Annotated in this window: 10 protein-coding genes; 5 read left to right on the top strand and 5 right to left on the bottom strand. The window is 27.7% G+C overall.

Translation table 4 applies throughout. From position 1 onward, the window contains the following. Positions 1-81: 81 nt before the first annotated feature. The 3 genes from U3G01_RS01570 to nadE form a co-directional block, all read right to left on the bottom strand. Positions 82-1,077, bottom strand: a complete 996-nt coding sequence (locus U3G01_RS01570) for an IS30 family transposase (RefSeq protein WP_255030461.1) — start codon at positions 1,075-1,077, stop codon at positions 82-84. 119 nt (positions 1,078-1,196) lie between these two features. Beyond that, entirely contained in the window at positions 1,197-1,925 is a 729-nt protein-coding gene (locus U3G01_RS01565) for a YebC/PmpR family DNA-binding transcriptional regulator (protein WP_069097499.1), read from the bottom strand. Then, positions 1,926-2,666: an NAD(+) synthase gene (gene nadE, locus U3G01_RS01560; protein ID WP_255030463.1), complete on the bottom strand. Its 741-nt coding sequence runs from the start codon at positions 2,664-2,666 to the stop codon at positions 1,926-1,928. A 93-nt stretch (positions 2,667-2,759) separates the two neighbouring features. On the opposite strand from nadE, the gene U3G01_RS01555 reads away from it, so the two are divergent. Further along, a complete protein-coding gene (locus U3G01_RS01555) occupies positions 2,760-3,230 on the top strand; it encodes a hypothetical protein (protein WP_255030465.1) in 471 nt (156 codons plus the stop codon). 861 nt (positions 3,231-4,091) lie between these two features. On the opposite strand, the gene ptsP is transcribed toward U3G01_RS01555, so the two are convergent. After that, the gene (gene ptsP / locus U3G01_RS01550) at positions 4,092-5,828 is read right to left on the bottom strand and encodes a phosphoenolpyruvate--protein phosphotransferase (RefSeq protein WP_255030467.1); all 1,737 of its coding nucleotides are present in this window, start codon (positions 5,826-5,828) and stop codon (positions 4,092-4,094) included. A gap of 71 nt (positions 5,829-5,899) precedes the next feature. After that, positions 5,900-6,814 carry a lactate dehydrogenase gene (locus tag U3G01_RS01545; protein WP_255030469.1) on the bottom strand — a complete coding sequence of 305 codons (915 nt, stop codon included), beginning with the start codon at positions 6,812-6,814 and terminating at the stop codon, positions 5,900-5,902. Positions 6,815-7,184: 370 nt separating this feature from the next. Here U3G01_RS01545 and U3G01_RS01540 point away from each other — a divergent pair, with 370 nt between their 5' ends. From U3G01_RS01540 to U3G01_RS01525, 4 genes are read left to right on the top strand one after another with little or no spacing between them, the layout of a single operon-like run. Continuing rightward, the gene (locus tag U3G01_RS01540; RefSeq protein WP_255030471.1) at positions 7,185-8,732 is read left to right on the top strand and encodes an ABC transporter permease; all 1,548 of its coding nucleotides are present in this window, start codon (positions 7,185-7,187) and stop codon (positions 8,730-8,732) included. After that, positions 8,732-9,448 (top strand): ABC transporter ATP-binding protein, encoded by a 717-nt coding sequence (locus U3G01_RS01535; RefSeq protein ID WP_010321185.1) that lies wholly within the window; start codon positions 8,732-8,734, stop codon positions 9,446-9,448. Before U3G01_RS01540 ends, U3G01_RS01535 begins: the two co-directional genes overlap by 1 nt. Next, positions 9,448-11,502 (top strand): aromatic motif membrane protein, encoded by a 2,055-nt coding sequence (locus tag U3G01_RS01530; RefSeq protein WP_255030472.1) that lies wholly within the window; start codon positions 9,448-9,450, stop codon positions 11,500-11,502. The genes U3G01_RS01535 and U3G01_RS01530 overlap by 1 nt, the downstream gene beginning before the upstream one ends. After that, a complete protein-coding gene (locus U3G01_RS01525; protein WP_255030473.1) occupies positions 11,489-12,430 on the top strand; it encodes an aromatic motif membrane protein in 942 nt (313 codons plus the stop codon). The genes U3G01_RS01530 and U3G01_RS01525 overlap by 14 nt, the downstream gene beginning before the upstream one ends. Positions 12,431-12,537: the final 107 nt, after the last annotated feature.

Raw genomic sequence — 12,537 nt, 5'->3', positions numbered from 1 at the left:
GTGCTTCCTATTCCCAAATTAAAAATATAAATGCAACACATAGATATTTTTAAAATCGCCAAACGGCGATTTTTTTAAATCTTAAATCACCAAGTTATCATTAAAGACCTCTAAAGCGGATTTTCAATTAAAAATTTCCCTAGGCATTGAGTTAATTTTACTGATTGTATTTTGCAAATCATCATCGCTGATTAGGTTGAAATCAAAACCTTTTGGATAAAACCTTCTAATTAATCCGTTGGCATGCTCATTAGAACCTCTTTGAAATGAAGCATATGGTTCTGCTTTATAAATTATTACTTTTAATCAATATGCTAATATTGCAATTTCCTCAAATTCAATTCCATTGTCGCAAGTGATAGTTTTGATATGTAAATTATTTTCATTTGCAAGATCTTTGATGGCTTTATTGATGGTTTTGGGATTTTTATTTCTCACTTTTTTAGCAAATAATTTTCTAGTTTTTCTTTCTACTAAAGTTAGGATATTATCATGCCCGCTAGCCTTTTTGCCAACTACTAAATCTAGCTCTCAATGTCCAAAATCTTGCCTAGAATCTATGGATTTATCACGTGCTCATATGGGTTTTACATAACCTTCTGGAACTAATCTTTGCACGGCATTTCTTGTTCTTTTTCCGCCTTTTTTGTAATACTTTCTGAGTCTGTCACTCCTAACTATTACCCATTTATTAGTTTTAATTCAGTTAAAAACAGTCTTTAAAGATGGTCTTTCAATATCGGGAAAATTTTCTGCTATATAAAAATATGTCGCCTTAACTCCATGGACTTTTTTGTCATATTTTATTGCAAAAATTTTGCTAAATTCCTCATATTTTCCTAGTTCCACAAATCTAAAATAATACCTATGATAGTATCTTTTTCGTCTTTTTGTTATTGCCAAATTAGCTTCATAAATTCCATATTCATTTAGATTTCTTTTAATTTCTCTTGAGACAGTTGAGGGTGCAACATTAAGTTGCCTAGCAATAAATCTAATACTTTTGTTCTGTTGCAATAAAAACTCAATTTTTACTAAATCTTCAAAACTAAAATGTTTAAATTTTCTTTTTTCCATGATACTCCAAAAATAAAAAAATGCAACTATAATATTATTATACTATACGTTGCATTTTTATCTTCGATTTAGGAGGAAGCATGTATGTGCTTCCTATTTTTGTGCTTAAAAAATTTTTTCTAAACTTTTAAATTGTGATAAATATTTTGAATATCATCATCTTCAAGAAAATTATCAATTTGATTTAGTATTTTTTCAGTACTTTCTTGATTAAGTTCAACTCAAGAATTAGGGAAATAACTAATTTCAACAGCACTAAAATTTACACTAAAATTGTTTTCAATTGCTGATTTTAAGTCCTGAATTGCGCGCGGTTCGCAATAAATCAAGTAACTTTCTTCATCTTCTTGAAAATCATCGCCACCATTTTCAAGAACAAACATCATAAGGTCATCGCCATTTAATTGATCAGTTTTGTCAATTTCAAGATAACCTTTTTGTTCAAATAAATAAGGAATTGAATTTTGTTTTCCAATTTGTCCATTTGCACGGCGGAAAAGTGCTTGAAGTGATGAAACTGATCGATTAACATTATCAGTCAAAATTGTGACAATTACACTAATTCCATTTGATAAAGTTCCAGAATAAATTATTTCTTTAAAAGTTTGACCTTCGCCTGTTGCCCCTTGGCCTTTGGCGATTGCTTTTTCAATGTTTGCTTTTGGCATTGATTTTGCGCGTGCTTTAGAAATAATAAGTCTTAAAGCTGGATTAGAATTAGGATCAGGTCCACCTTTTGCTACTGAGACCATAATTTCTTTCGAAAATTTGTTAAAAATTTTTGCTTTTAGGGCGTCTTGGGCACCTTTTCGGTGCTTTATATTAGCTCATTTTGAATGACCAGCCATTTAAAAATCTCCTAATTTTTTTGCAGGTCTTGGCACTGGATTGCGTTTGTGGGCGCTTAAATTGTGTAATTTTTCAATTTTTGCTCTTACTTGAACACTAACTAAATTTGGATCTGTAAAAAATAGATCTAAATCTTTATAAGTAAAACCTAATTCATCTTCATCTTTTTGGTTATCTCAAAGATTTGCGCTTGGGGATTTTTGAATTATTGATTCTGGAATTCCAATTTGTGCACTAATTTGATAAACTTGCATTTTTGTTAAATTAACAATTGGCAATAAATCCACGCCACCATCACCATATTTTGTAAAATAGCCAAGATACATTTCGGAAAAATTATCAGTTCCAAGAACTAAATAGTCCAATTCTTGGGCAAAAGCATATAAACTAATCATGCGAAGGCGAGGTTGAATATTGTAATTTGCCAATTGGTTTTTAAGACTAAATAAGTCTTTTAAGTTCTCAAAAGTTGAACTTAAGTTAATTTCCTTAGTGGAAATTTCAAATTTTTTGACTAATTGCTCAATATCAGTTTTATCACTGCTCATATCACGAATTGGCATAATAAGACCTAAGTGCGAATTAGGGAAAGCTTTTTTCCCTAAAAACGCAACAAGTGCAGAGTCAACTCCACCAGAAATGCCAAAAATCACGCCTTTTTTATTTGCTTTTTTTACTTCTTGGCGAATTCATTCTATAATATAATTTATATAATTATTTATTTGTTCTTTATTTTTCATAATTAGAATAATTTCTTGTATAATTATAGCACAAAAATAATTTTTTAATATAAAATTTCATATAAAATATACAATTTTTCCAGGAGGATATAGATGCCGTATCAATACGATGCCGCTCAATTATTAAAATCAACTAAATCATGAGCAAATAAATTATTGATTGCTCGTTTAGTTAAATTTATTTTAGGTACTATAGTAATTATTGTATTTATTGCTGGATTTACTGGTGCTGTAAGTGATATTGCCCTCAACCCAGGAGATACTAGAAAAGCTATCTTTTCAGCACTTTTTGTACCAACCACGATTGGAACTGTAACGAGTGTTTTTTATCTTTTATTATCACTTGCTTACTGAATTTTATTAATTATTTCCCCTTTTAAATTACATGATCTACCAAGACGAATGAACCTAAAAAATCCTCACCTTGTTTCAAAGTTTCAGGGAATTTTCGTACTTTCTATTATCGCAATTTTTCTTGGTTGAATTAATATAATTTATCTTATTATGCTTAGATCATTTATTTCAAAGTCAGAAAAAGAAATTATTGAAGATTCTCTTGACTAATTTTTTGTAATACATAAGACAAAAAATTTTTTTTAAAATTAAAATAAAAAGGTGAAATTTCACCTTTTTATTTTAATTAAATAATATTGAAAATTATTTATGTCTTATTAAATCTAAATATTCAAGATATTTTACTACTTCAGTTTTGGTATCCTGAGTTTGGCAGTTTGATGGCGAAAATACCGGTAAATCCGTGTTTTTGAGGCTAAAATTTTATTTTTTATTATTTTAAAATTAACCTTTTGCAAAAAAAAAAAAAAAAATGTTTGGTCTAAGAAAAAATTCTGTTATAATTAGACTCACTAAGAATGAATTAATAAATTTTGATATTGAATTAGGGAGGACTTGATTATGTTTTTTGCACAATAAATTCAGATAATGCCATTTTTCCATTATGGCTTTAAATTTAATGGAATGCCTTAAATTTAACCGTTTAGAAATCTACAAATTTATGGCTTTTAATTATGGCTCTTTCAAAACTTCATATATTTTTTTAGGCTCAATGTAAGTAAAAACGAGTTTTCTATTTACATTGAGTTTAAATAGTAGTTGTATTTTTTTATTGTTTTTATCAGTGTTTTAAACTAAAAAAGTGTTTAAATATTTCATAATTTTGCTTTTTAAGTCAAAATTTAGCTTTTTTAGTTTGCTTTATTTGATTAATAAGTAGATTTTCTTTCGTGGTGTTTAGATTTAAAATTTAGTGTTTTTTCTTTGGTAGTTATTTTTCCTGGGTTTGCCAAAAAGTTAAAAAGGGCGGAAAACCCGACACTTTTTAAGATTATCTCATCAAACTGGTAAACTTGGTAAAATAAAAAGGTGAAATTTCACCTTTTTATTTTAATTGAATAATATTAGAAATTATTTATGTCTTATTAAATTCAGAGATTCAAGATATTTTACTACTTCACTTTCAGTATCAAATTGCAATGCTTCATTTGCAATTTTAACCATTTGTTCGTAATTTAGTTCAGAAATTAGTTTCTTTACTTTTAAAACACTACTTGTTGAAACTGAAAATTCATCAAGACCAAGACCTAATAAAAGTGGAACAGCATTGATATCACCAGCCATTTCACCGCACATTCCAATTCATTTTCCGTGTTTATGAGCTGCATCAATTGCCATTTTGATTAATTTTAAAAGTCCAGGATTTAAAGTTTGGTATAAATAGGCAACTTTTTCATTCATTCGATCAGCTGCAAAGGAATATTGGATTAAATCGTTAGTTCCAATTGAGAAAAAGTCAACATATTTTGCAAATTGATCAGCATGAATTGCTGAAATTGGAATTTCAATCATAATACCAATTTTTATATCTTCACGTTTTGCAACTTTCGGATTTTCTTGGCTCACTTCTTGATAAACTTGCTCAAAAATAGCTTTTGCGGCAAAAAATTCATCAAGAGTTGCTACCATTGGAAACATAATTGCTAAATTTCCAAATTCAGATGCCCGAACTAATGCCCGAAGTTGAGTTTTAAAAATATCGGTTTTATCAAGTGACAAACGAATTGCACGGTATCCTAAAAAAGGATTCATTTCTTTTGCAAAATCAAAGTATTTTAAGGTTTTATCACCACCAATATCAAGCGTTCTAACAACAACTTTTTTAGGATTTTGCGTTTCAAGTACTGCTTTATAGCTAAAAAACTGCTCATCCTCAGTTGGCCAATTTTGGTTGTCCATATATAAAAATTCAGAGCGGAAAAGACCAATTTCATCAGCATTTACTTTTTTTGCAGCATATGAATCATCAACTGAACCAATATTTGCAGCAATTACAACCTTTTTTCCGTCAGCACTTTTTGATTCTTTATTTAAATAGTCTTGAAGTTTTGCTTTTTCATTTTCGTATTCTTGTTTTAAAATTTCAAATTCTTTAATTTCAGTTTCACTTGGATTAAGAATTCCTTGGCCAAGATCACCGTTAATTGCTAAAATATCACCAGACTCAACTTTTTCAAGAATATCACCAATTCCTAAAATTGCCGGAATTTCCAAGCTTCGCGCCATTATTGCAGAGTGTGATGTTTTTGAACCAATATTTGTCGCAAAACCTTTAACATACTCATTTAATTGTGCGGTGTCAGAAGGTTTTAAATCATCAGCAACAATAATTACATCTTCATCAATTGCGCTAAGATCAATTATTTCCAAATTTAGGATGTTTTTTATTATTCTTTGTGAAGCATCTTTAATATCAATGGCTCTACCCATTAAATATTCATCACCAGTTTCAAGTAAAAAATTAGTATGATTTTTTGCTGTTTCTTTTAAGGAATATGCGGCTGAATATCCGCTTTTTATCATATTTATTGTATCATCTTCCAAAACCGGATCAGTTGCAATTAAAATATGAGCATCAAGAATTTCAAGTTCATCTTGAGCAAGTTTAGTTGCTAATTTTTTAATTTTTTCGATTTGTTCGACAGATTTTTGCACTCCGTCTTGAAAAATTTTGATTTCAGCATCAATATCTGTTATTTTTGCATCGCTAATTTCAATTTTTTGTTCAGTAAGTTTAAAAACTTTTGCTATTGATATTCCGCTAGAAGCGCCAATTCCTTTAAATTTATATGAGTGAAATTTTGACATTATAGACCCCCAGTTTTAAAAAAGTTAATTAAATTATAAAATATTTTGACTAAAATGCAAATAAATAAATGTTATTGACTCAAAAACTTATTAGTTAAGTCTAAAAGTTTATTTTTTTCCCAAATAAATTTAACTAATTTTTCACGGTCAGCTTGAGTTAATTTGATATCTTTTGTTTTAACTTGTCCAAAAATATCGATTTTTACAGGCAGAGAAAAAAAATCATCTCTAATATTATAAAAAGATTCAACTCAGCAATTTAAAAGGTGAAAATTTTGGCTCTGATTTAAAATATCAAGTAAAATTTTGGACATAATTAGTCCTAGAAGTCGGCTATGTGGCGTCTTTCTTATTAAATTTTCAATTATTTCAGCATTTATTTGGCTGACATAATCATCAATTTTGACGATTTTATCAATGGTAGTGTCGTTTTTTTCAATATTTGAGTCAATCAAAAATGAATGGCCATGATCGCCTAATACTAAAAAATCATTATCTTTTGCAATGTTTAAATTTAAATCATTAAGAAATAAATTTAAATGCATGTTTTCTAAATTAGGACCAATTCCAAATACTTTTTTGCCAATAAGTCCGCTAGCAAAACTAAAAATTTTACATAAAATTGAATTGTTATAACCTAAGACAAAAGCAATTCCGTTAAAATTAGAGTGTCGAACTAAATAACCAATTTTATAAATTTTTTCTGAATTTTCAAGTGCAAGATCAACCAGACTCATTCCAGGAACTAAATTTTGATTTGGATCAATTATCAAAATATTGGCTTTTTCCAAGGACGCATAATCTTCCAAAAATATTTTATTTTTGTATCCGCCTTGTTTTATTATTAGATTTAATTCCTTAATAATTTGGTTTGTCTTTATAAAATTTTCGTCAATGAGTAAAAAATCAACATTTGTTTTTGCCAAAATCAAGTTATAAATTAAATTTATGCTAGTGTTTGTCACTCCGATAAGTGCTATAATCATATTTTATCCTTTTGTAAAAAATATTTTTTATTAGTTTGTGGTATAATTACTTAGTATTTAACACAGTTGAGCTTAGGCTCTAATTTTAAATTTTCACTATATTTATTATACTAAATTAGTAGAAAAGTAGAAGAGGTTGGTTTTGCTACAAGTCAGAACAAACATTTTTAGATCAAATCAATATTTTAAATTTTTATTTAAATTAAGTTTTAAAAAGAAAGCAGTATATGTTTTTATAATTCTTTCTTTTTTAACAACAGTAATGTTGTCCTTAATTACAAAATTTTACGCAACTGAAACAAATTTTAGTCTTTTTTCATTTATAACCCTTTTCATAAATCTTTCTTTAACAATAATTATATCATCCTATATGTTTTTATCTATTTTTAAAGATTTAGCAACTCAAAGTCTTGATATAATAACTTTCACAAAACCATATTCTCGTCAATATTTTATTGCGACAAAAATCTTGTTTTTAATATTTTTTGGACTTATTTGGTCAGTTTTTATTGATTTTTTATTAATAGGATTTTATTTAATTAATTATTCATTTTTTGACCAAGTTAACTCTCCTTTATTATTTGGTTTTTTATCGCCATTTTTTTCATTTATTATTTTTGGTGGAATTACAGTAATTGTTAGTCACAAATTTAGTTCAAAATCATCGCTTGCTATCGCTATTTTTTCGTTTTCACCTTTTATTTTAATTGGTTCAACAACAGCTTTTAATTCAACTTCAAGCATTAACAGATTTGCTGAAATTCTTAATTTAGAACATAAAGGTTATGATTCAAATACAATTGCTGATGTCGAAAAATTTTACCTAAATGATAAACAAGATCGTTTTTTTATAATTCCAAAACAAGTTGACAACCCTAATTTTACCGATCGACAAATAAATTATATTCAACAAGCATGAAATGATTCTTCAGCTGCAGCACAAATCTGGCAAGTAGCTTCTTATTTATTAATTCCTTATCAATTAATTAATATCTTTGAACCAAAAGACCGTGATGCAATCGAAAATGCTGCCGGAAATCAGGATAGTTTTCTTAAAAATTACATTTATTCAAACAATTTAGAATCAAAAGAAAAAAATTATCTTCTCTCAACAGTCCCAAGTCTTCAAAGATATAAACTTTCAAATAACCAAGAGGTAATTTTAGTTCCTGGGGCTCTTAAAAATGATTCGCATTTTGAAGATCTTGAAAATAGAGAAATAATTTATGCTAATGAAGATGCTTCCAATTTTGAAAAAATACTTCCACAAGACTCACAAACTTTTGGGCTTACATCTGATCTTGTTGGTAAATTAAAGTGAAATTTAATAAAAGAAGTTGTTTCATCTAAGGTTTTTGACAAATACGCGCGTGCATTTTTTGAAAGCTTTACAGAAGAAAATACCCAAAAAGATATTCTTGAAAAAATTTCTGCGGCAATTTCAACTGATAAAGAACTTTTAGATTTAGTTGATGAACAAACTGTTGTTCTTGCAAAAAATCCTGACATAACACAAATTGAAAACCAAGTTCAAAGAAAAATATATTTGGCTGCCTCATTGATTTATTGGCTTTATTTTAATAAACAAAATAGCTTTGTTCTTGATAATTTATTAAAAAATGACAAAAATAATTTTGATCCAGCTCCATTTTTTGTCAAAATTGACCAACAAAATTATCAAATCGGTGGATTTTCTTCATTTAGCGCCGAACAAAGACTAGTTGATAACAAAGTGATAAAAAGATTTAATTTAGCAAAAAGCAACAACTTTTTATTCCAACCAGTTTTACAAATTATGGAAATAAAATCTAATCATCACGTTGTAATCAAAAATTTTTACCCGCTAATTTGAGCATTTATTTCAATAATTTTAGTTTATTTTATCTTTCGAATTTATACTAGAAAGGATTATAAATAATGTCAAATTGAGCTTTGGATGTTAGAAATTTAACAAAAATTTATCCTAAATCCGAAAAAGGTGCAAAAAATGTCACTTTTAAGGTCAAAAAAAACACAATTCATGCCTTTATTGGCGAAAATGGAGCGGGAAAAACAACTGTTATTAAGTGTATTGTCGATGCCTACCAAAATTTTTCAGGAACAATTCTTATTAATAACTTTTCAAATAAATTGCCAGAAGCAAAAAAATTTATTGGTTATGTTCCGGAAAATTCAATTTTTCCGCCTGAGCTAAATTCATACGAATTTTTGTATGAATTTGGACTAATGTCAAAAATGAACTCTAAGTTAGTAAAGGAAAAAATTGATTATTATTTAAAGCTGTTAAAAATTGAAGATTTAGCAAAATTAAAACCTTTTAACTTTTCTTCAGGTCAAAAGCGAAAAATTATGCTTGTTCAATCTTTAATTCATGATCCAGAACTAATAATATTTGACGAACCTTTTTCAAACTTAGATCCCTCAGCACGGGCTGAATTTTTAGCAATTATTAAAATTTTACACAAACAAGGAAAAACAATTTTCCTTTCAAGTCATAATTTGCAAGAAATTGATTCTTTGATTGATAGTTTAACACTAATAAATAAGGGACAAATTTACTATTGTGGTCAAAAAACGGAAAATTTGCAAAAAATGTACCAAAAATATATATTAAAAACGGGGACTACTACATAATGTTAAAGAAAAAATTACTAATTTTAGCTACATTACCAACGTCTTTTTTCTTTATTTCTTGCAGCGGAATTTATAATTTTTATGAATCTCAGCCAAAACCCGAGAACAAATCCTTGCTTACAAATGCCAAATTTCAAGAATTTGTCAACTCAGTTTTTTCTACTAACGAACTTCAAAAACAAGACTATATTTCAAACCAAGTTAATCTAAATTTACCAACATTAACTAGCGAATTAAAATATTCTCTTATTTTTTCAAGACCTTATTTTAATATGTCAAGAGATGAATACAGAGAAACACGCCAAAATTCCCGATTTACAATTCATTCATATTTATCAAAAAATTGACTATTTTTACTTGAAAATATAGACAAATTATCTTTTATTTTCAATCCTTATACAGGTCGCTTTGTTAAAAATGCCGATGAAGAAAAAATAAATTTGCTAAAAGACAACAAAATCAGAATTTCAAATAAAAATTTTGATTTTGTTAAAATTGATAGAGAAGCTGATCAATTTGATAAAAATAGTGTTTATTATTTGATTTTTGACAAAAATAAATTTATCAGATTTACTGCTTTTGAAACTAATAATGAATTAAAAACAAAACTTGACTTTAATATGTTTGTGCTTGAAGATCAAATTGCTGACAATTTTTCTTTTGCTAATGCCATCGAAAATTGAGTAAAAACTGAAGAACAAAAGTATTTTAAAGATAAACTCGAAAGCGCACGCGAAAATCTAACCGATGCTTTTGAAGAAAAAAAGGCCGAATTAGAAGAACAAATTGCTAGATTTAAAAGTCAAAGCCAACAATCAGATCTTGGTTCTGAAGACGAAGAGGACGAAGGAAGTTTTTGTAGTCCCGAAAATTTAGATGCATGTTCACCTGAGGCGAGAGCTTTCCTAGAAAATCGAAATCGTCAAGCATTTAGAAGAACCCGACGAAACGTTAGTGCCACAAATTTTCAAGACATTAGAGTCACAAATTTCCAAGACGTAACGGATCAAAATCAAGATCCTAATTTAGAACTTGCTAAACTTGAAAAAAAATATAACCAAGATCTTTCAAATCTCGAAAACACTGTAAAAAATCAAATATTTAATGAAAAAAATGATCTAACTGCGGCTAATTTTTTCTCAAACATCACCACTGATATTTCTACTTTTAACTCTCCTTATAAATTTCATAAATATAGTTTATATTCAATAGATTTGGAAAAAGGTAGTGATATTATCACTAAATCTGAACAATTGCCCGAAAAAGATTCGCCTTTTTTAGGTGATTATTCTAAATTCATTGACGAAAAACTTGATATTAAGATAAAAAATGAAACGCCTGAGGAATTCAATAATCGCCGTGTTTTTGAATATATTTTTCAAACTATTTGGCAAAACAACGAAAGCAAAAAAGTTCAATTTTTCAATTCTTACTATGCAAAAGAAAACATTGAAAAATTAGAAGCTCAATGAAAAAATATTCAAGAAAAATTAACTAATACTAATCCAGATTTTGAGAGCGCAATTCAAGAATATAACAGTTTTGTTGAAACAAATTGACTTTTTATTCTCGAAAGACTTGACAAACTTAGACTTGATTTTTATAAATGATACTCATTTCCTGATCAATTTGATGAAAACGGTAATATAAAAGTTGCTCATAGTGACGAATTTAAACAACTTGTTAAAGACCAAGAAGATCTTACAGAACCTTTTTATTATGCAAATAAATTTCTTGAGTCAATTTCTGAAGGAGACACATCAAGATTTGTAAGCAATTATAAAGATCTTTATATATTAAAACAAAACACATTAATAAATTTAAGAGTTGATTATTCAACTTCAGAACCAAAGGTAAGTCTAAATCCTTTTGTATATCATTTTCCTAAAACAAAAAATAAAATTTCTGTCAAAGTTCTTACCGAAATTTTCCACCAAGCACTTTATCATGCCTCCGAAGAAGCTTATCGTGATTTTGAAAATGATTTTGTAAAAAAATTCCGTTATAATTTGCCTGCGCAAATGTTTTTTAAGGAAAAAGATGAAAAAAAATAAAAAATTAGTATTTTCTGTTAATTTATTAACATTTTTATCAGCTGGTTTTTTAGCTAGTTGCACTCAAGCATCTCAACAGGTAACTAATTATCAAACTAAATACGAAAAATTTGCAACAAATGATATCCCTAGCCCAGAAAAAGCCCAACCTTTTCTAGAAAACAGTATCATTAATCAGCTTTTAGATAAAATTTATGAAGATAGTGATTCAAAAGACCAACTAATAAACCGAATTTTAACAATTAATTCTGAGAACTATTTGAATGATTTAATCTTTAATTTAAGCTTTTATAATTCAATAAACAACTCACCAAGTGATACAATAATTGGCGGTTTTGGAAGGGGTTCTTCCAACCCTGTTTTGTTTGAAAAAGCTAAATTTAGTGTTAATGAATTGTTTGAAAACAATTGACTTTGGCTTTTAAAAAATTTGAATTCTGCTGTTTTTGTTCGCGGTCTAGCAAACATTGACCAATTTCAACAACAAAATGATGAACTAAATATCGGTCTAAGAAATGAAGCTTTAAAAAATAGTTTTTATCAACCTAGTTCAAATAAATTTATTGACATTGCAATTGTAAAATCGCCTACTGAAATTGATCCAGAGACAAATATTGAAACTAAAAATTATCAAGTTTTTCTTCTAAATCAGGATAATTTTATTTTTAACTTAAGTATTAAAAAAGAGTTTAAAAACCAAAAAATACTTAATTTAGAAACCACTTTAAGTCCGTGAATTCAAATTTACCCTAAATTTATAGGCCAAAAAACTGAAAAATTCCCACTACAAGAATACGCTAGAATTATTTCAAACTACCGAAGCGGTGTTGAAGGTGTTAGCGTGCCACTTGTTGAAAAACTAATTTTTGAAGAAAATCTTGGTGGAAATGTTTTATATTATACTTTGGTCGATTTTCAAAAAAAATAAGATAGTTTATTAAAAAAATTTTATTTTTTTATTGCTTTTTTTTATTTTTGTGTATAATTTTAAATCGATAGATAAAATTAATTTTTAGATTCTTTCAAGAAATATAA

It is taken from the genome of Mesomycoplasma ovipneumoniae (assembly GCF_035918255.1).
GTDB lineage: Bacteria > Bacillota_I > Bacilli_A > Mycoplasmatales > Metamycoplasmataceae > Mesomycoplasma > Mesomycoplasma ovipneumoniae_A.
This window is presented reverse-complemented; position numbering and strand designations above follow the sequence as displayed.